Source organism: Bacteroidales bacterium, assembly GCA_035647615.1.
GTDB lineage: Bacteria > Bacteroidota > Bacteroidia > Bacteroidales > 4484-276 > SABY01.
Genome location: DASRND010000036.1, coordinates 243,559 through 262,850, shown reverse-complemented (window position 1 = coordinate 262,850; position 19,292 = coordinate 243,559). Strand labels below are relative to the sequence as shown.

The window sequence follows — 19,292 nt, the reverse complement described above, 5'->3', positions numbered from 1 at the left end:
ATGCTCATTCTTAAAACGATATCCGAAGCCGGTGCCTGGCGTGAAAGCGTGCGTCAGGAACAAAAAAGCATTGGCTTTGTGCCCACCATGGGGGCGCTCCACCCCGGTCATATTTCTTTGATACACAAGGCCAATACTGAAAACGATCTGGTGGTATGCAGCATTTTTGTTAACCCGATACAATTCAATAACCGCGAAGACCTGGAAAAATATCCGCGAACGCTCGATGACGATATCCGCCGTCTGGAGGAAGTAGCCTGTGATGTGCTTTTTGCTCCGACGGTTTCAGAAATGTATCCGGAGCAGGATATCGTAAACGATAAGTACAATTTTGGCAATCTCGACAAGGTGCTTGAAGGGAAGTATCGCCCGGGACATTTTAATGGCGTGGCCGTCGTGGTGCGGAAACTTTTTGAGTTTGTACAGCCTCACCGTGCCTATTTTGGTATGAAAGATTATCAGCAGCTTAAAATCGTTGAGGCGCTGGTGGAATATCATAAGATGCCCATCGATATTGTAGCCTGTCTTACTTTGCGTGAAAAAGATGGTCTGGCCATGAGTTCGCGCAACGTGCGGTTAACGAATCACGAACGCTCCATCGCCCCGGTTATCCATCGGGTGCTATTGGAAATAAAGCAAAAGATCGATCACCTTACGCCTAAAGAAGCGCAGATTTGGGCCGCCAACCAGTTGAATAAATACGCTGAAATTCAGGTTGAATACCTGCAAGTTGTTGGCGCCGACGACCTTCTGCCCATCGAAAGCTGGGATGATAAAAACAGTGTGGTGGCGCTGGTGGCTGCATATCTTGGTAAGGTAAGGCTCATCGACAATTTGATTATAAAATAGTAATTTCGCCGCTGCTATGAATATCGACATTTTAAAATCCAAAATTCATCGGGCTACCATTACAATGGCCGATCTGAATTACATCGGTAGCATCGCCATTGACGAAGACCTGATGGATGCTGCCAACCTGATCGAGAGCGAGCGGGTACACGTTTACAATATCAACAATGGCGAACGCCTTGACACTTATGTGATAAAAGGTCCGCGAGGTTCTGGCGTTATTTCGCTCAACGGCGCTGCTGCCCGCAAAGGAGAGCCCGGCGACCTGGTGATCATTGTTTCGTATGCAAGTATGGATTTTGAAGAAGCCCGCTCGTTCAAGCCTTCCATTATCTTCCCCGATCAACACAACAAACTTTAGCAGCTTTTGAAAAAGAAGTTCTTTTCGGCTTTGAAGATCCTGTTTTTTCTCTCCATAGGGATCTTCTTCATCTGGATATTTCTGCGCAAGCTCACCCCGGATCAGAAACTCGAAATCTGGGATTCGTTCATTCATGCCGATTTTAGCTGGCTGGTACTCGCCTTGATAATCGGAATCCTCAGCCACCTGGCCCGAACTCTTCGCTGGCAGATTTTGCTCGAGCCGCTTGGCCACAAGCCACGGCTATCCATCACCTTTGCAGCTGTAATGATTGGTTATTTGGCCAACATGGCGCTGCCCCGGCTGGGCGAGGTAACACGTTGCGGGGTGCTTAACAAATACGAAAAAATCCCCATCACTAAATCCATCGGTACCGTGATTGTGGAGCGCAGTGTCGACATCGTGGTTTTTATCCTGCTTTTCTTTATTAATCTCTTTATCTTTTTTGATAAAATAAATCAGTATGCCACTGATAAAATTTTCGTTCCGCTTAACGCTAAATTTCAATTTTCAGGGGCGCTCACCAATTATTTGCTTATCGCTGTTGCAATTGCTGCTGTTATCATCCTCCTGTTTTTTTTATTAAAAAAGCGCTTGAAATACACAGGCTTCTACATCAAGATGCGCGAAATCGCTAAAGGCTTCTGGCATGGCCTCTGGGCCATCACTCGCATCAAACGCCCCATCGCATTTGTACTTTACTCCATCGGGATTTGGGTGCTTTATTTTCTAATGGTTTGGGTGTGTGTTTTTAGTTTGCCGCAAACCAGTCATCTGGGCATCGATGCCGGTCTATCAATGTTGATTTTTGGTTCCATCGGCATCATGATCGTGCAGGGCGGTATTGGCATCTATCCGGCCATCATAGCCGAAGTGCTGCTGCTTTATCATATTCCGGCCACTACCGGTTACGCACTGGGATGGCTTACCTGGACGGCACAAACGCTGATGATTGTGGTGGCAGGTTTCGCGTCATTGATTGTTCTTCCCATCATTCAAAAACAAAAAAACTATGGAGCAACTCCAGAGCATACAGTCCAAAATATTCCCGCAGGCGAATGATGACCTGAGTCGTCAGCTTGCTTTTTGGAATTTTAAAAATCAAAAGATAGTTTTCACGAATGGATGTTTCGATATTCTGCATCGTGGTCACATCGACTACCTGGCCAGGGCCGCCGATCTGGGGCATGTGCTGGTGATTGGCCTCAACACCGATGCTTCGGTATCGCGTCTGAAAGGGGAAGGGCGTCCGGTGCAGGATCAGGATGCGCGCGCACTCATACTGGCAGCTTTGCGGTTTGTAAGTGCTGTAGTTTTGTTTGATGAAGATACACCTTACCAACTCATCAAAGCTGTGCAGCCTGATGTGCTCGTTAAGGGCAGCGATTATAAAACAAACGACATTGCAGGGGCTGACATAGTTCTAGCTAAAGGTGGGCAGGTGCAAACCATCGATTTTTTGGAAGGCTATTCTACTTCAGGAATCATAAGGCGTTTGTTGGCATCATCACAAAATAAATAGTCATGGCAAAAACGAGAACAGCCTTTTTTTGTCAGAGTTGCGGATATCAGTCGCCCAAGTGGCTGGGTAAATGTCCGTCGTGTGCGGAATGGAACACTTTTGTGGAAGAGCTGGTGCAGCCAGTATCCAAATCATCTGCCGGAACTTTGTCGCAGGCTGTTATAGCACACAAGCCGGTTCCCCGGCTTCTGAGCACCATCGACATGCAAACCCAAAATCGAATCGATACGTGTAATATTGAGCTTAACCGCGTGCTGGGTGGTGGTCTCGTTCCCGGATCGGTGGTGTTGGTGGGTGGTGAACCCGGCATCGGAAAATCTACTTTGATGCTTCAGGTGGCGCTCGATATGTTAAATTTCACCGTATTGTACATTTCTGGTGAGGAAAGTGAGCAGCAGATAAAGATGCGCGCCGGTCGATTGGGTGAAAAGAAAAACGATACTTACATCCTCACAGAAACGGACATGGAGACGATTTTCCGACACATCGAAAGTCTGCAGCCGCAGATCATTATGGTCGATTCCATACAGACGCTGCACACTGGCAGCATTGAGTCGCCCGCCGGCAGTGTTTCGCAGATACGGCAATGCGCCAACGAACTGCAACAATATGCCAAAGTTACCAACACGCCTGTGTTTCTAATCGGACACATCACCAAAGATGGTTCATTGGCTGGACCCAAAATTCTGGAACACATGGTGGATGCAGTTTTGCAATTTGAAGGCGATCGCAACTACGGCTACCGCATGCTGCGCTCCGTAAAAAATCGCTTTGGTTCTACTTCCGAGCTTGGAATTTATGAGATGCAAAACGACGGGCTGCGTCAGGTGCTTAATCCGTCCGAGCTTCTGATAACCCATCGTGACGAGCAATTCAGTGGCATCACCATTGCCTCTACCATGGAGGGTTTGCGCCCCATGCTTGTCGAAATTCAGGCGCTGGTGAGTACAGCAGCTTATGGAATGCCACAACGCTCCACCACCGGTTTCGACGGACGCAGGCTCAATATGTTGCTGGCCGTACTCGAAAAACGACATGGCTTCCGGTTGGCAACTAAAGATGTTTTTTTGAATATTGCCGGTGGCATACGCATCGACGACCCGGCTGTGGATTTGGCCGTAGTGAGCGCGGTGATTTCTTCCAACGAAGATATGCCCATTAATCCTAAAACTTGTTTTGCTGCTGAGGTAGGGCTTTCGGGAGAGATACGTGCTGTGAGTCGTGTGGAACAGCGCATCAGTGAGGCCGCCAAGTTAGGTTTTGAAAAAATCTTTGTGGCGCGTCATGGTCTTAAAACTCTTGATAAAAAGAATTTCGGTATCGAATTGATTGCCGTGGGACGCATCGAACAGGTCTTTGAGATTTTGTTTAGGTAAAAATGCACTGACTGTAGTCATGGAGATTCATCTGGGAAAAGAGCAACTCAAATAATTCTATTGATTGTTGCGTAAGTTATTCCAATTCACTTGTTTCTAATTCTTTTAAGTTCCTGCACATCCAGAAAATCTTTAGGCCGTCCCGATTTGAGCTTGCTGGTTATCAGGTCATCGAAGGATATTATATTCCATTTCAAAATCTTTTGACCTCCCGCAATAAACTCTTCTGATGACCGATAGGCTTCTTCAAAAGTTTTCCCGGGATTGAAACGTGTTATCAACTCGATTTCTAAGTCTGGACTTAGTTTTATAGAAATATTTTGATTTCCGGCTCTCACTTCTTGTGGGAAATCTTCAAGTGTGTATCCGAGTTCTCGCACTGCATCGAGCATCTTATCCAGATTCCGAGGCGAGTTTTCAATCCAAAAATCTATATCTGCCGAATGCCTTTTATAACCATAATAGTTCACAGCATTTCCACCCACGAGGATCATCCTAACATTGTTGTTTTGGCAGGCCTCAATAAAATTATAAACCTCTTTATTAAAATTACTCTCCATCTTTCTTGCGAATTACGAAATTGTTTTTTTTATCATTTGGATGCTCATAATCCTCTGGAAGCGGAAAAGTACGCGGAGCAGTCACCATTTCGATAAAGGCTATCAAGCGCTCGCCCGGCGTAAGTTTTAAAAACTCCTCCTCGCGCCGTCGGTTATTTTCTTCTTTGGTGCCGAAAAATATTTCCATGGAGTTTAGCAAGAGTTAGCTATTAAAACCAAAATCCAATGCGGATGGCATTATTAAAATTAAGACCAAAAGTATTATCTTTTTTCTCCGGGAATTTTAACTTGAGAACACCATCTTTTTTTATCGTAACCTCTTTGTATTTAATAGTCTCCATCCCCAGACCCAATTCCACGCCGGCATAAAAGTGCTTCATAATATAGATGTCGGTGCCGGCCACCAGATTGGCTTTAATGGACGAGTATGCCCGCTGGTGAACCGTAAAAGCATTAACAGGATTGCCCCATGGATCGTAAATTACTTCGTTGACACCCCAGCCATTTTCGATTTCCGTTTTTGCTACTACAAATTCTCCAGACGGATAGCCGGAATTATAACTGTTGACTTCATCATTGTATTTCGCCGCCTTGGCTTCGTATCCGATGTCGATGCCAAGATATGGCGATACGCGCGTATTATCAAAAAAATGATAAGCCAGGCCGGCATTGATGCCCCAGAGGGTGTAATCCATTTCGTATTTGTTAAACTTCAGAATGCTGTTGCCGTTGTGTTGAAAAGTTCGCGGAAGCTCATCATCTTTCTTTACCCTGTCGAAGTTGAAACCGGCACGCAGCACAAGTTGGGGACTGATGAAATAGCGGACTTGAAACGACTTTAAGTCGATAGGTCCGCTTTCGCTAAAGGGCAAAAAGTCAAGCTCCAGGGCAAGGTTGCCTTCGGTGGGTCTGAATTTAGGTGTCAGGCTATCCGATTGCGCAAATCCTGAAAAGGCGATCAGGATAAAAATGGTGGCGATAATTTTTGTTTTCATGCGATTTTTTATTTTTTCTATATTTGCAAATGTACAAAAAAATAAAAATGATGGCAACGATACAAAAATCCCTCCCGCTGATATTGGTTTTTGTGCTTTTCCTTTCTGGCTGTGAAAAGGATGATGACAAAACCTTTTTGTTTCCCGGCAAATCCAAGCTGGATTTTGATTATAATGATCATCTGCTCGAGCTGAGCCTGGGCAATATTGCGGATAAAACGCTGAAATGGGCGGCTACTGCCGAGGATGATTTTCTGGTGCTCGACAAAACGTCGGGCACGCTTGCAGCAGGCGCGTACCAAACCGTTTCCATCGCACCGCTGCGCAGCAAAATTACCGGTGATTCGGTGCAGTCGTCCATCACATTTTCATCCAATGTCGGGCAGGACATCCGCATAGGGATATCAATCCGTAACTATCCCGAAAATAAAACCCGGCTTTCTTACAGTGTGCGTGATATGGCTTTTGATAAAGACAAGCAGGTGGTTTATCTTTTACCCGATGGCGGAGAATATTTGGAGGTTTTCGATTTGAATGAAAAGGCCTTTCGGAAAATTGATCTTAAATGGAATTCCCATTCAAACAATGATTTTTTGCAACTAATGCCGGATGGTAAAAACCTGATTATTTCGCAGTACCACTCCCTTTTTGTGCTGGATCTTAAAAGCGAAAGCATAGTGTATTCGCATGATTTTAATAAAAAAATTGTAAGTGCAGCAGGTACCCTCAATCAAATCATTTACATTACACTCGAATACGAGAACCAGAATTTCTTTACCCTCGATTTGAATACGCGGAATTTGGTAAGTCAGGAAATGAATCTCAATAGAATTTTCATCCAAGCCCATCCTTCATGGAAATATCTTTACGGAGTTGGTTACTATGAGGAATTGATGAAGATAGATATTCAGGGAGATACTCCTCAGGAAATTTATTCGAATAATAAATATCAGGAGGCTGATCGGTTTTGGATATCCGACGATGGCACCAGGATTATTACTGATGACATGCAATTTATTCATATCAACCCCAATTTAGCAGGCTATGACGTGCTCGAAACGGAAACGATTTCGGTTTCCACTTATAACGCCATTCACGACTTTGCCAGCAACACCCAAAACAATGAGTATTATTTAATTTTTAAAGATTCCTACTATTACGAAGAAAACACCAGTTTGTATGCCTGCGATCAGGAAATGAACACACTGCGCAAAATTATTCCTGAACCTTTTTTGGTAAATAACAACAGTGGCGGATATGAATCAGTGAAAGCAACGCCACATTTTATTTTTAGCAATCCCACCGACAATACGCTTATCGTGTTAACCTACGGAAGAGTAAAAAGCAAAAGGGTGTATGCGCTCGAAATTATCGAAAACAGCGGGAGAAAGTAAGTACAGATATTACCTGCTTTATTTACAAACTTTTATAGAACACGGATCAGCGTTCCATTACTACAAGTGATGAGTTATTCAGGATTTAAAGTACATCGTTTTTTATTTTGATAAAAAAAAGCCGGAAGATTGCTTCCGGCTTTAATTTTATAATACAAAACGATTATTCACTTTTTACTTCTTCATCCAATGAGAAGTCCAATGTAGCCAGTCGCTGGTAACTCTTGTAACGCCACTGTGCATTTTTAAGCGCTTCTTTGGTAAGTATTTCAGCTTGGGCGGGGAATGCCTGATGCAGTGAGGTATAACGCACCTCTCCATCCAGGAAGTCGCCAAAAGCATTCCAGTCGGGCTCTTTGGAGTCGAGTTGGAACGGGTTTTTGCCTTCTTCTTCCAGAGCAGGGTTATAGCGGTACAGATGCCAGTAACCTGAATCGACGGCGCGTTTTTCAGCTTCCTGAGTTTTGCCCATTCCGGCACGGATGCCGTGGTTGATACAGGGTGAGTAGGCGATAATGAGTGATGGACCCGGATAGGCTTCAGCCTCGCGCACTGCCTTGAGGAACTGCGACTGGCTGGCGCCCATAGCTACTTGTGCTACATAAACGTAGCCGTAGGTCATGAGCATGGCGCCCAGGTCTTTTTTACGTGTTTTTTTGCCTGAAGCGGCAAATTTGGCTACAGCACCTGCTGGTGTTGCTTTGGAAGCTTGTCCGCCTGTGTTTGAATATACTTCCGTATCCAATACTAAAATGTTGATGTCGTCGCCTGAAGCTAAAACATGATCCAAACCGCCAAAGCCAATGTCGTAAGCCCAGCCGTCGCCACCAAAGGCCCATACTGATTTCTTAACGAGATATTGTTTCAGGTTCATGATCTCTTTGGCTACAGCCAAATCGTTGTTTTCGCAAGCGGCAACTACCCTGGCCGATGCTGTTACCGATCCTTCGGAATTGTCAACGTTTTGGATCCAATCGCCAAAAGCAGCGATCATCTCTTCGTTCAACCCATTGGAGCTTATGGCTTGATTCATACGTTCGGCAATGCGTTGGCGCATCTTATTTACGCCAAGCATCATTCCGTAGCCATATTCGGCGTTGTCTTCAAAGAGTGAGTTGGCCCAGGCTGGTCCGTGACCCTGAGCGTTGGTGCAATAAGGTGTGGAAGGTGCCGAGCCGCCATAAATCGACGAGCAACCCGTGGCGTTGGCTATCATCATGCGTTCGCCGAAGAGCTGGGTGATGAGCTTGATGTAAGGCGTTTCACCACAACCGGCACAGGCACCCGAGAATTCAAAGAGTGGCTGTGCAAACTGGCTGTTCTTTACGGATTTATCTTTGGGTACGATGTTGTCTTTGTAGGTAACATTGTTCACCATGAAGTTCCAGTTGTCACCTTCATGCAGCTGGGATTCTAAAGGTTTCATCACAAGTGCTTTTCCTTTTGCCGGGCATACGTCTTCGCAGTTGCCGCAGCCGGTACAGTCGTATGGGCTGAGCTGTATGCGGAATTGTAATCCTGCAAAAGTTTTTGGAATGGCTTTCAAGGTTTTCATCCCTTCGGGCGCCTTGGCCATCTCTTCTTCGTCGATAAGGAACGGACGGATACAAGCGTGTGGACAAACATAAGCGCACTGGTTGCATTGGATACAATTTTCGGAAATCCATTCGGGTACGTTTACAGCGACGCCGCGTTTTTCGTAGGCGGTAAGACCCGACGGGAAGGTGCCATCTTCACGACCCAGGAAGGCACTCACCGGTACGTCGTCACCTTTTTGAGCGTTGACAGGTTCCACTACGTTTTTAATAAAATCGGGAAGGTTGCGGTCGTCTACCACTTTTTCGATTTTCAGATTTGCCCATTCTTTGGGTACTTCCACCTGTTCGTATTCACCGCCACGATCAACAGCTGAAAAGTTCATGTTAACGATCTCTTCGCCTTTGCGACCAAAGCTTTTAACGATGGCTTTTTTCATCTCATCTACTGCCAGATCGTAAGGGATGACGTTGGAGATTTTGAAGAAAGACGATTGCATAATGGTGTTGGTGCGGCCGCCCAGTCCGATTTCTTCGGCCAGTTTGGTAGCGTTGATGATATAAAATTTGATATCATTCTCAGCCATGTATTTTTTGAACTGATCGGGCAAACGATCCTTGCTTTCCTCGGCATCCCAGATGCTGTTGAGCAGGAAAGTTCCACCTTTTTTCAGACCTTTCAGCATAAAGTATTTGTTGAGATATGCCGGAACGTGGCAAGCCACAAAGTCTGGTGTTCCAACCAGATACGATGCCTGGATTGGCTTGTCGCCAAAACGCAGGTTTGAGGTGGTGATGCCACCTGATTTCTTAGAGTCGTATGCAAAGTAAGCCTGGCAATATTTGTCGGTATTCTCGCCGATGATCTTGATCGAGTTTTTGTTGGCGCCCACAGTACCATCGGAACCCAGACCGTAAAATTTGGCTTCGAAAGTTCCTTTGGGTACGATGCTGATTTCTGGCAGCAACGGCAGCGACAGGAATTTCACGTCGTCATTAATACCTACCGTAAATTGATTTTTCGGCTCGTTTTGTTTTAGATTATTATACACCGAAACGATCATGGCCGGCGTGGTGTCTTTTGAGCTTAATCCGTAGCGTCCGCCCACGATGATGGGAGCGTTTTCTTTATCATAAAAAATATCTCTGATATCAAGATAAAGTGGTTCGCCGGTGGCGCCGGGTTCTTTGGTGCGGTCAAGCACCGAGATGCGTTTTACGCTTTTTGGCAGTACACGCATAAAATATTTCTCAGAGAAAGGACGGTAGAGATGCACTGTGATCAGACCTACTTTTTCGCCTTTTTCCATAAGGTAATCAATGGTTTCACGAATCACAGGTGTGATGGAGCCCATGGCCACGATGATGTTTTCGGCATCAGGAGCACCATAATAGGTAAACGGATGGTACTCGCGGCCGGTCATTTTACTGATCTGCTGCATGTAGTCTTCCACCATGTCGGGAACAGGATCGTAAAAATGGTTGGCAGCTTCACGCGACTGGAAATAGATGTCGGGGTTCTGTGCCGTACCACGTGTTACAGGCTTTTCAGGGTTCAGCGCATTATCGCGGAAACGCTGCAATGCTTCCATGTCGAGCATGGGTTTTAGCTGTTCGGTAGTAAGATATTCCACTTTTTGTATCTCGTGCGAGGTACGGAAACCATCGAAGAAATGAACAAACGGAATGCGCGATTTAATAGCCACCAGGTGTGCAACGGCGGCAATGTCCATGATTTCCTGCACGCTGCCGGTAGCCAGAAAAGCAAAGCCGGTGTTGCGGGCAGCCATCACGTCGGAGTGGTCGCCAAAAATCGACAGCGCCTGTGCGGCAAGGCTGCGGGCACTTACGTGGAATACGGCTGGCAGCAGCTCGCCCGAAATTTTGTACATGTTGGGCAGCATCAGCATCAGACCCTGTGAGGCCGTGTAAGTAGTTGTGAGTGCTCCCGCCTGTAAAGAGCCGTGAAGCGCGCCAGCGGCGCCACCTTCCGATTGCATTTCCGATACTTTTACGGTCTCGCCAAAAATGTTTTTGCGTCCGTTGGCCGACCATTCGTCGATGTATTCGGCCATGGTAGATGATGGTGTGATGGGATAAATAGCGGCTACTTCGCTAAACATGTAGGCGATGTGTGAGGCCGCGTAGTTACCGTCACAAGTGATAAACTTTTTCTTTGTAGTCATGATTATGAATTGATTAAATCGTAATTTTCGTTAAATTCAAAATTTGCTACGAAAGTAACCATAACTCCTAAATGGAAGGGCTTACAAAACCTTTGCAGATGTGAAAACCAGCTATTTAAATTCGTTTCAGATTAATCAATAAAGCAACTTCGTCAATTTTATCTTAATGATTTTTAAAGAATAGGTATGGCGGGGAGAGATGATTTTTGGTATTTTTGTCCGAAACAGAACAAATAAAATTAACAAGCACATTTTAATAACAAAAAAATACGATGATATGGCAGAATTGAAAACCACTTATTTGGGATTGGAACTTAAAAACCCGCTGATTGTGGGCGCCAGTAATCTGGTGATGGACGACGACGCGCTGGCGCAGATAGAAGCTGCCGGTGCCGCCGCAATTGTTTACAAATCACTTTTTGAGGAGCAGATACAGCTCGAGCGCGCACAGCTCGACGACAACCTCAGCGAGTATAACGAGCGCCATGCCGAGATGGTGACGCTGTTTCCGAAAATAGAACACGCCGGCCCGGACAAGCACCTGATGAGTCTGGCGCGGATAGTGAAAAAGGTAAACCTACCGGTGATTGGCAGCCTCAACTGTGTGTACGACGTCACCTGGACCGAATATGCTAAAAAACTTGCTGACACTGGCATCGCTGCCCTGGAGCTGAACTTTTATGCCAATCCCCGCGACGACAAGAAAGCCGGCAAAGAGATCGTGGAACAGCAACTGGCCGTTCTCAAAAAAGTAAAACAGGCCGTCAACATTCCTGTAAGCGTCAAGTTAAGCCCGTTTTACACCAACATTTTTAAGGTAATAACAGAAATGGATCAGCTGGGTTGTGATGGCTTTGTGTTGTTCAACCGTGTTTTCCAACCCGACATCGACATCGAAACCGAAGAACTGGTGTTCCCGTGGTTCCTTTCCAACCATGGCGACTATCGTCTTTCGTTGCGCTATGCAGGCATACTTGCCGGCAACATCAATGGAAGCATTATTGGAAATACGGGAATCCTCACCGGAACCGACGCCATACAGATGCTCCTCGCCGGTGCCAACGCAGTGCAGGTAGTTACCACTTTGTACAAAAACGGTATCGGACAAATCAAAAATATCCTTTCCGACATCAACCAGTGGATGGACAAGAAAGGATATGCTAACATCGACGATTTTAAAGGCAAGCTCTCGCGCAATAGAATGAACGATCCATTTGCCTACAAGCGTTCACAATATGTGGATATCCTGATGAGATCAGAAGAGATTTTCAAAAAATATCCGATGCGGTAGTCTTTTTTTTAATGAATAAATCAAAAGCCGCCTTCTTCAACCGAAAGCGGCTTTTGTATTAATAAAGAATCAAATTCAAATATTCGTATCGCTTTTGGTCATTGAGTTTTTAATATTGAAATTTATTTATGATGTTTACTCCGACTATTGGCGGATGTTTTATTGTCGTTTGTTATTTAGCTTCTAAAAAAGAAATTTATGTCTCTTCCTAAAACAATGAAAGCCATTCAACTTAATGATTACAACAGCAACCTGCTGCGTGTGCTTGCCGCGATGCGTGTGGCAGAAATCCCCGTGCCACAGCCCGCCACCAATCAGGTGCTGGTACGTGTGGAAGCTTCCCCGGTAAATCCTTCCGATCTGGCTTTTCTGCGTGGTGGCTACAATGTTCGAAAAACGCTTCCGGCAATCGCAGGTTTCGAAGGTGCTGGTACCATCGTCAGTGTTGGCGAACGATCAAAAGAAAATCTTATCGGAAAGCGTGTTACTTTTTATGTAAACGACGACCGCCAGGGTGCCTGGACTGAATATGTGGCGCTGTCGGACAAAGATTATTTCGTTGTGGATAAAGATATGCCGGTAGAGCAAGCCGCTTGCTTGTTTATCAATCCCTTCACGGCCTGGGCGCTTGTGGAGCATGTACAAAAGGGCGGACATAAAACCGTCATCCAGTCGGCTGCTAACGGACAAGTTGGAAAATTTATCCGTCATTTTGCGCTAAGCCGTAACATCGAAGTCATAAATCTGGTGCGCAAACCGGAGCAGGTGGAAGCATTGAAAAACGAAGGAGTAAAACATGTTTTAAATATCAGCGATGATAATTTTGATGAACAACTTCAGGCGCTGGCTTTTGAGCTGAAAGCTACCGCTGCCATCGATGCAGTAGGAGGGGAGCTGAGTGGAAAACTCTTCAACGCGATTGGAGACAACGGCGAAGTGATCGTTTATGGCGGACTGTCGGGGCAGCCTCTATCAGGATTTGATACGCTTGGCGCAATTTTTAAAAGCAAGACTATTCGTGGCTTTAACCTCAACGGATGGATCAGCGAAAAAACCTCTGATGAATTCGAAAAGGTTTCAGAAACTATCCAATCACTCTTCACCAGCGGCGAGCTTGCCACGCAAATCCAGGCCTCATTCCCCCTCGATCGTTTTGTGGATGGGATCCGCCAATATATTTCTGCGATGTCCTCCGGCAAAATCCTCTTGCTGCCATAGGCGCTTCCCACTGCCCTTGCAGGGTTTCGTTTCGTTGCGCATAACCCACTTGGGCAAAGCAAACTCCCTGTCTGCTCCGCTGAATTCAAAACCCTGCAAGGGCTTCAAGCTACCGCGAGGCTCCGCTAAATTCAAAACCCTGCAAGGGCTTCAAGCTACCGCGAGGCTACGCTGAATTCAAAACCCAGCAAGGGTTATAATCCTTGCCCCGTATCCTTCAAGAACCAGCGGTATTCCCCGCTCTGAAATTTCTTGCTTTTGAAGTCCCATCGTATCTGGTTGCAAAATATCTGTTAATCGCATCTCCTTTTTATCACTCCATCCCATCTCACCAAAAGCATGCTCGGGGATTTTGACGAAAGTCTCTATTTTCTTGTTTTCAAAATTTACTACCAACAGCAATTTTTCATTTTCGGTGTAGCGCAGCCAGGCATAAATTCCGCGTGGCGCGTTTTCGTTTGCCCACATCAGATCGTAGAATTTTCCGGCAGCAATGGCTTCGCTATCACGACAAAAAGTAAGTAATTTCTGATAAAATTTTCTCAGCGACTTTTGATCGTCCTCTAACAGTCCGCCATCAAACTTTCCGTCGTTCATCCATTGCTGGTGTTGTGGCATTGCGGCATAATCGTATATGGTGGTTCGTCCGTCGTCGCCACTGTAACCCGCAGCGCCTGCCGCTCTCTCGCCCATTTCCTGTCCGCCGTAAAGCATCACCGGACCTGTATTCATGGCGGCGGTAACGGTCATGGCCGGAATTCCGGCGCGAGGATTTCCGGCATAAGCCGCCGAAGCTATCCGAACCTCATCATGATTTTCGATAAACCGCAACATCTGTTTCTCTTTTCCCTCCAGCGCCTGCCAGCAGCCGGTAAGTGTGCGGGCGCTCGCACCATGGTGGATAATGTTGAACAACGTATCGTAAACGCCCATTTTATCGTAGAGATAATCGAAGCCGCCGCGTTGTATATAATCTGTGTAAGCAGACGGATTGTAGATTTCGGCTATGAAAATTATTTCGGGGAATTTGTTTTTTACTTCTCCAATCGCCCATTGCCAAAATTCCACCGGCACCATCTCGGCCATATCGCAGCGGAAGCCATCCACGCCTTTGGCTGCCCAATATAGCAGAATGTCGAGCATCTTGTGCCAGGTATCCGGCATCGGATCAAAGTAGGTTTTCCGTCCGTTGAGTACATCCACACCATAGTTGAGTTTGATGGTTTCGTACCAATCGTATTTGTCGGGATGTGCCGTAAAGCGGTCGTTGCCGGTAGTTTTGACAGGCACTTCCCGGTAAGGCTCCGGAGGTATTTCGTTTTCTATATTTTGCAGCCATGCAATCCCGTCAGGTAGATGAAATTCGGTGCCGGGCAGGTAATAAAAGTTGTTTTGTGGGTCGAATGACTTTTCAGGATTGTCATTTTTTCCAAAATCTTCAACACCTTCCGGTTTAACATCTGAAAAGTATTCCCTGTAAAGATGATTCGGAACAAAATCGATGATCACTTTAAGATTGGTCTCATGCGTGCGTTTTATCAGCGCTTCAAATTCCTGCATGCGCTTATGCGGATCGACAGCCAGATCGGGATCAACATCATAATAATCTTTGATGGCATAGGGAGAGCCGGCGCGACCTTTTATTAAAGTAGGATGATCTTTTTTAATACCGTATTCGCTGTAGTCAGTGGTGGTGCCATGTTCAAGTATACCGGTGTACCAGATGTGGGTTGCGCCAAGCTGTTTTATTTGTTTCAGCGCCACGTGGGTAAAATCATCAAATTTTCCACAGTCATTTTCGGCTAAAGTTCCATTAAATCCGGTCTTTTTTGTCTTGTTGCCAAAGAGTCGGGGGAGGGTTTGGTAGATGATGATTTTGTGGTTCATATTGGATTATCGGTGGTAAATTTTGGTGATATGTTTCAGCCAGGCAGCTTTGTCGTGTGTAAGTTGGTGTTGCTGGCAGCGCCAGTGCCAGTTGCCCGAAGGAGTTCCCGGAATGTTCATGCGCGCCTCGCTGCCCAGCTCCATCAGGTCCTGCAGTGGGATAATAGCCACATCGGCTACCGAACTCCAGGCCAACCGGATGAGTTTCTGGTTGATATTGCCGGTTTTGCTATCGATATATTCGCGCACCTGTTGACAAACCTCCGGCTCCAGATTGTCGTACCATCCTTTCAATGTGTCGTTGTCGTGCGTGCCGGTATACACCACGAAGTTGCGGCGGTAATTGTGCGGAAGATAGCAGTTGTCGGGGTCATCACTAAAAGCAAACTGCAAAATTTTCATGCCCGGAAATTCAAAGTCATCGCGTAAAGCTTCTACTGCGTCTGTGATTACCCCCAGGTCCTCGGCTATGATGGGTAACTTGCCGAGTTTTGCAGCGATTGCTTCAAAAAGTTCTTTGCCAGGTGCTTTTATCCACTTTCCATTTTCTGCGGTCTTATCGCCGTAAGGCACCGCCCAATAAGCCTCAAAGCCTCTGAAGTGGTCGATGCGGATGATGTCGTATTGTTCTATCGACGCCTCGATTCGTTTGGCCCACCATTCAAAGCTATGTGCCTGCATGTAATCCCAGTCGTAGAGCGGGTTGCCCCAAAGCTGACCTGTAGCGCTGAAATAATCGGGCGGCACACCGGCAACATGTTTGGGTTCACGATTCTCATCAAACTGAAACACCAGGTGGTTGCTCCACACATCGGCGCTGTCGTGCGCCACATAGAGCGGCAGGTCGCCAACTACGGATATTCCTTTTTCGTTGGCGTAACGCTTTACGCGATGCCATTGTCCGTGAAAAAGGTATTGTACAAATTTTTGGAAAGAAACCGACTGAGCGTGTTTTTTGGTAAAACGTTCGATGGTTTCAGGCTGACGAAAGCGGTAGGCTTCGGGCCATTCCCACCAGGGTTTGCCGCCAAAATGTTCTTTGATAGCTATAAAGGTGGCGTAGTCGTCGAGCCAGTGCTGGTTTTTATTGATAAAAAGAGTGTAAGCATCATGCAGCAGGTAGCTTTGTTTAAATTTGGCGAAAGCCTGCAGCAGGACTTTGTTTTTAAAAATGATGACTTTCCCATAATCCACTTTACCATTGTCGAATGTTTCGTCGTTCAAAAGATCGAGGTCGTCGAGTAAACCGTCATCTTTCAGGCTGTCAAGGTCTATGAGAATGGGGTTGCCGGCAAAAATTGAAAAACACTGGTACGGAGAGTCGCCATATCCGGTGTGACCCATCGGTAGCACCTGCCAGAGCTTTTGGCCGGCGAGATGCAGGAAATCGATAAAATGTAAAGCCTGCTGACCCAGCGAGCCGATGCCGTAATTTCCTGGAAGGGAAGTAGGATGAAGTAAAATGCCGCTGCTGCGTGATTGTTTCATGTAGTATCTTTCTTAGTGGTTAATCTTAGCCAACAAAAATAGATTTTAAAGCAGTATATTTTTTAATAATACAAAAGCAAAAAAACCACCGGCACAATGATGCCGGCAGCTGTAATAATGGCTCCGCGTCGTGTGATACCATTGCGCCCCCTTAGGATGAAAAGTCCCGTGGATGCCAGCAAGATCAGCCCGCCGGCAAAGACATCCGAAAATAATGTCCACCACTTTTTAGGGTTGTTATGCAAATAATTGACTGCGTGAAATACGGGCCTCCGCGAAATTTTCTCAATCTCGCCCTGCCCGGTGTTGATGTTGATCAACAGGCTGCCACCATTCAAAAAAACCTTGAGATGCGATGGGTTGGACATAAAATGTTTCTTGTAGTTTTTGGACTCACCGTAAGGCTTTAGCAGGTCAAGCACTTGCTCGCGATCCATATCATCATCCAAAGGATGTCCTGTATCCAACATTGTACGTGTGACGATGTAGTTAGGATTCCAGTCGCCGATGTGGTTGAGTGCTATGCCCGAAAGCCCGTAGATAAGGCTCATGGCAAAAAAGAAATAGCCCACGTCGCGGTGAATCGCTCGGTTCCATTTGCGCCATTTTATTTTCATGATTTGTCTTGTTTTTTAATAAAAAAGGCCACGAAAGTACTTTCCTGGCCTTTTTGTATTTGCAATGCTTTTATTATTTTTTTTCTTTGCACTCACTGGCAATGATGGAGTAATACGAAAGATGATCGACGTTTTGCTCGGCCATTTGTGTGCGGTAGCCCTCTATCTGCTCATATTCTTTATGAGTGTCACCTTCGTCGTGGTCGTGACCTTCTTCGCCGCGGTGGATTTTGAGATCTGATTCAGGGTTATCAGCTTTCAGCTCGTTTTCCCATTGCGTCAGGTAAGCCTCGTCAATGCGTAACTCGTCGACAAAGCCATGAATAACTACGTCGCTGCCTTCAAGGGTTTCGACGAAGCTGGAGATAGCGTCGCCGGCTTTCACCTGAATGCGGTTTTCGGGATCGGTGCCGATGATAAACATCCGCTTGCCACCATGTTTGCACACATGCACAGCGGTACCTTCGATCACTAAATTTTTGTCGACAAAAGCGTCAGGATTGGCGTTGAATTCGTCGGGTGAAACCATGACTACTTCGGTTTCGCCGGCGTACATTTGGTCGCCCTCGGCAGCCTGATCTTTTGGTGCGTTATTGCAAGAAGCAAAGAAAATTGCTGCTATTGCAAAAAGATAGAATTTTTTAAACATTATTACCTCCCTGTGATTTAGTTTTGTAATTTCATTTAAGAATTTTATAATAAGGGCGCAAAGGTAATGTTTTTGATAATTGAAAGATACAGCAAGCTAAATTGCAAAAATTAACAGATAATAAGTATGGACGAACAAGTTTTAGGAATAGGCTCCCGGGTGCGACATCCCGATTTTGGAGTGGGCGTTATCACGCAGGTCTCGGCAGAGGCATGGGAAATCGTGTTTATCGATCATGGCTGGCGGCGTCTTTCGCGCAGCTACCAGCAACTCGAAGTGATTGATGCTATGGAACCAGATCGCGATTTGGTAAGTTATGAGCAGGTCGAAAATATGATCGTCAAGGTGCTGCGAAAGTTTTCGGATGTGCAGGAAACCGTAGAGATGGGCGACAAATGGATAGGTGGCACCATGATTCTCCGACCAGGGCGTAGCGATCTGTCCGAAAAAGAAATCCCTATCGACGCTTTCTTTCATAAAATCGTAATGGCACGCGACCGGCTGCGGGTACTCGAGCAGCGCGTCAACAGCAGCGAGCTGAGTGACGAAGAGAAGGTGAACCTCCAGCAATACATCACGCGTATCTATGGAAGCTTTACTACTTTCAACGTGTTGTTTCGTTACAAAACGGATTACTTTTCGGGTGAGAAATCTTAGCCCGACAACTTGGTTTAAGGGATTTATAAGATAGCCACTGCACGCACCGGAGAACCGTCGCCGCGGGAGATACGCAGCGGAAATGCTGCCAGCGTAAAACTCTGTGCGGGCAACAGGTGAAGATTGGTGAGGTTTTCGATTACATACATCCCGCTGCCCAGAATGATTTTGTGCACCGGATAATCTGTGGAGTCGATGGAGTCGATGGAAGCCACATCCAGCCCGATGCCAACGATGCCAATATCTCTGAGGTATTCCGCAGCTTCAGGGGAAAGCACCGGGAAAGGATCGAAATATTTTTGGGTGCCCCAATGCCGGTAGAAGCCGGTGTGGAGAATCAACCATTGCAATTGCTCTCCTTCCAGTTTGAACTGCCCGAGATGCGATTTTGTGATTTCTTCGTGACCACCAAACTTCCGGCAGTCGATCATGAGCGCTTTGCCATAAAATGGAGAAAGATCGTTGGTGTCGGTTGCGGTGCCTCCGTCGATGAAGTGCCTCGGGCAGTCGAGGTGAGTGCCGATATGCGTGGTAATTTCCATGCGCGTTACCTGCGAACCATCATCGGAATGCGTCGTGGCCAGACTGAATTTTGGAGGTTCATCGCCTGGGAAAATGGGCATATCGTTCTCCAGGGTATGGGTGAGATCAATGAGTAGAGCCATATTCTTTTGTATTTATAACAAAGGAACAAAAAACTTATTTCA

At 46.2% G+C, this 19,292-nt stretch carries 18 protein-coding genes; 9 read left to right on the top strand and 9 right to left on the bottom strand.

The annotated features are described in order from the left end of the window. From panC to radA, 5 genes are read left to right on the top strand one after another with little or no spacing between them, the layout of a single operon-like run. Window positions 1–849: a pantoate--beta-alanine ligase gene (gene panC, locus VFC92_13215; protein ID HZK09141.1), complete on the top strand. Its 849-nt coding sequence runs from the start codon at window positions 1–3 to the stop codon at window positions 847–849. Between the two features lie 16 nt (window positions 850–865). Next, window positions 866–1,210 (top strand): aspartate 1-decarboxylase, encoded by a 345-nt coding sequence (panD, locus tag VFC92_13210; GenBank protein HZK09140.1) that lies wholly within the window; start codon window positions 866–868, stop codon window positions 1,208–1,210. 6 nt (window positions 1,211–1,216) lie between these two features. Next, window positions 1,217–2,272, top strand: coding sequence for a lysylphosphatidylglycerol synthase transmembrane domain-containing protein (locus tag VFC92_13205; protein HZK09139.1), 1,056 nt, complete (start codon window positions 1,217–1,219; stop codon window positions 2,270–2,272). Next, window positions 2,223–2,732 (top strand): D-glycero-beta-D-manno-heptose 1-phosphate adenylyltransferase, encoded by a 510-nt coding sequence (gene rfaE2 / locus VFC92_13200; protein HZK09138.1) that lies wholly within the window; start codon window positions 2,223–2,225, stop codon window positions 2,730–2,732. The genes VFC92_13205 and rfaE2 overlap by 50 nt, the downstream gene beginning before the upstream one ends. A 2-nt stretch (window positions 2,733–2,734) precedes the next feature. Beyond that, a complete protein-coding gene (gene radA / locus VFC92_13195; GenBank protein ID HZK09137.1) occupies window positions 2,735–4,108 on the top strand; it encodes a DNA repair protein RadA in 1,374 nt (457 codons plus the stop codon). Between the two features lie 86 nt (window positions 4,109–4,194). Here radA and VFC92_13190 read toward each other — a convergent pair whose 3' ends face one another. Genes VFC92_13190 through VFC92_13180 form a run of 3 tightly spaced genes read right to left on the bottom strand, consistent with a single transcriptional unit; the run spans window position 4,195 to window position 5,663 of the window. Continuing rightward, window positions 4,195–4,668, bottom strand: coding sequence for a nucleotidyltransferase (locus VFC92_13190; protein HZK09136.1), 474 nt, complete (start codon window positions 4,666–4,668; stop codon window positions 4,195–4,197). Next, window positions 4,658–4,855, bottom strand: coding sequence for a hypothetical protein (locus VFC92_13185; GenBank protein HZK09135.1), 198 nt, complete (start codon window positions 4,853–4,855; stop codon window positions 4,658–4,660). Before VFC92_13185 ends, VFC92_13190 begins: the two co-directional genes overlap by 11 nt. Window positions 4,856–4,877: 22 nt before the next feature. Beyond that, window positions 4,878–5,663: a hypothetical protein gene (locus VFC92_13180; GenBank protein ID HZK09134.1), complete on the bottom strand. Its 786-nt coding sequence runs from the start codon at window positions 5,661–5,663 to the stop codon at window positions 4,878–4,880. A gap of 47 nt (window positions 5,664–5,710) precedes the next feature. On the opposite strand from VFC92_13180, the gene VFC92_13175 reads away from it, so the two are divergent. Continuing rightward, a complete protein-coding gene (locus VFC92_13175) occupies window positions 5,711–7,057 on the top strand; it encodes a hypothetical protein (GenBank protein HZK09133.1) in 1,347 nt (448 codons plus the stop codon). A 163-nt stretch (window positions 7,058–7,220) separates the two neighbouring features. On the opposite strand, the gene nifJ is transcribed toward VFC92_13175, so the two are convergent. Then, window positions 7,221–10,778, bottom strand: a complete 3,558-nt coding sequence (gene nifJ / locus VFC92_13170; GenBank protein HZK09132.1) for a pyruvate:ferredoxin (flavodoxin) oxidoreductase — start codon at window positions 10,776–10,778, stop codon at window positions 7,221–7,223. Between the two features lie 277 nt (window positions 10,779–11,055). Here nifJ and VFC92_13165 point away from each other — a divergent pair, with 277 nt between their 5' ends. Further along, window positions 11,056–12,069 (top strand): dihydroorotate dehydrogenase-like protein, encoded by a 1,014-nt coding sequence (locus VFC92_13165; protein HZK09131.1) that lies wholly within the window; start codon window positions 11,056–11,058, stop codon window positions 12,067–12,069. A gap of 198 nt (window positions 12,070–12,267) precedes the next feature. Beyond that, window positions 12,268–13,287, top strand: coding sequence for a zinc-binding dehydrogenase (locus tag VFC92_13160; protein HZK09130.1), 1,020 nt, complete (start codon window positions 12,268–12,270; stop codon window positions 13,285–13,287). A 177-nt stretch (window positions 13,288–13,464) separates the two neighbouring features. Here the strand turns inward: VFC92_13160 and VFC92_13155 are convergent, their stop codons facing one another. The 4 genes from VFC92_13155 to VFC92_13140 form a co-directional block, all read right to left on the bottom strand. After that, the gene (locus VFC92_13155; GenBank protein HZK09129.1) at window positions 13,465–15,174 is read right to left on the bottom strand and encodes an alpha-amylase family protein; all 1,710 of its coding nucleotides are present in this window, start codon (window positions 15,172–15,174) and stop codon (window positions 13,465–13,467) included. Window positions 15,175–15,180: 6 nt separating this feature from the next. Then, window positions 15,181–16,662 carry a 4-alpha-glucanotransferase gene (malQ, locus tag VFC92_13150; GenBank protein HZK09128.1) on the bottom strand — a complete coding sequence of 494 codons (1,482 nt, stop codon included), beginning with the start codon at window positions 16,660–16,662 and terminating at the stop codon, window positions 15,181–15,183. Between the two features lie 62 nt (window positions 16,663–16,724). Beyond that, window positions 16,725–17,279, bottom strand: coding sequence for a PepSY-associated TM helix domain-containing protein (locus VFC92_13145; protein HZK09127.1), 555 nt, complete (start codon window positions 17,277–17,279; stop codon window positions 16,725–16,727). A gap of 73 nt (window positions 17,280–17,352) precedes the next feature. After that, window positions 17,353–17,928, bottom strand: coding sequence for a hypothetical protein (locus tag VFC92_13140; GenBank protein ID HZK09126.1), 576 nt, complete (start codon window positions 17,926–17,928; stop codon window positions 17,353–17,355). 126 nt (window positions 17,929–18,054) lie between these two features. Between VFC92_13140 and VFC92_13135 the strand changes: the two genes are divergently transcribed. Beyond that, on the top strand, window positions 18,055–18,585 hold the full coding sequence (locus VFC92_13135) for a hypothetical protein (GenBank protein ID HZK09125.1): 531 nt from the start codon (window positions 18,055–18,057) through the stop codon (window positions 18,583–18,585). A gap of 23 nt (window positions 18,586–18,608) precedes the next feature. Here the strand turns inward: VFC92_13135 and VFC92_13130 are convergent, their stop codons facing one another. Next, the gene (locus VFC92_13130; protein HZK09124.1) at window positions 18,609–19,250 is read right to left on the bottom strand and encodes a cyclase family protein; all 642 of its coding nucleotides are present in this window, start codon (window positions 19,248–19,250) and stop codon (window positions 18,609–18,611) included. Between the last annotated feature and the right edge of the window lie 42 nt (window positions 19,251–19,292).

Bases quoted from the DNA above. Each gene is read 5' to 3' on its own strand.
- VFC92_13135 (HZK09125.1), top strand. From the start codon at position 18,055: ATGGACGAACAAGTTTTAGGAATAGGCTCCCGGGTGCGACATCCCGAT.
- rfaE2 (HZK09138.1), top strand. From the start codon at position 2,223: ATGGAGCAACTCCAGAGCATACAGTCCAAAATATTCCCGCAGGCGAAT.
- malQ (HZK09128.1), bottom strand. From the start codon at position 16,662: ATGAAACAATCACGCAGCAGCGGCATTTTACTTCATCCTACTTCCCTT.
- VFC92_13190 (HZK09136.1), bottom strand. From the start codon at position 4,668: ATGGAGAGTAATTTTAATAAAGAGGTTTATAATTTTATTGAGGCCTGC.
- VFC92_13185 (HZK09135.1), bottom strand. From the start codon at position 4,855: ATGGAAATATTTTTCGGCACCAAAGAAGAAAATAACCGACGGCGCGAG.
- VFC92_13165 (HZK09131.1), top strand. From the start codon at position 11,056: ATGGCAGAATTGAAAACCACTTATTTGGGATTGGAACTTAAAAACCCG.
- VFC92_13145 (HZK09127.1), bottom strand. From the start codon at position 17,279: ATGAAAATAAAATGGCGCAAATGGAACCGAGCGATTCACCGCGACGTG.
- VFC92_13180 (HZK09134.1), bottom strand. From the start codon at position 5,663: ATGAAAACAAAAATTATCGCCACCATTTTTATCCTGATCGCCTTTTCA.
- radA (HZK09137.1), top strand. From the start codon at position 2,735: ATGGCAAAAACGAGAACAGCCTTTTTTTGTCAGAGTTGCGGATATCAG.
- VFC92_13155 (HZK09129.1), bottom strand. From the start codon at position 15,174: ATGAACCACAAAATCATCATCTACCAAACCCTCCCCCGACTCTTTGGC.
- VFC92_13160 (HZK09130.1), top strand. From the start codon at position 12,268: ATGTCTCTTCCTAAAACAATGAAAGCCATTCAACTTAATGATTACAAC.
- panD (HZK09140.1), top strand. From the start codon at position 866: ATGAATATCGACATTTTAAAATCCAAAATTCATCGGGCTACCATTACA.
- VFC92_13130 (HZK09124.1), bottom strand. From the start codon at position 19,250: ATGGCTCTACTCATTGATCTCACCCATACCCTGGAGAACGATATGCCC.
- VFC92_13140 (HZK09126.1), bottom strand. From the start codon at position 17,928: ATGTTTAAAAAATTCTATCTTTTTGCAATAGCAGCAATTTTCTTTGCT.
- VFC92_13175 (HZK09133.1), top strand. From the start codon at position 5,711: ATGATGGCAACGATACAAAAATCCCTCCCGCTGATATTGGTTTTTGTG.
- nifJ (HZK09132.1), bottom strand. From the start codon at position 10,778: ATGACTACAAAGAAAAAGTTTATCACTTGTGACGGTAACTACGCGGCC.
- panC (HZK09141.1), top strand. From the start codon at position 1: ATGCTCATTCTTAAAACGATATCCGAAGCCGGTGCCTGGCGTGAAAGC.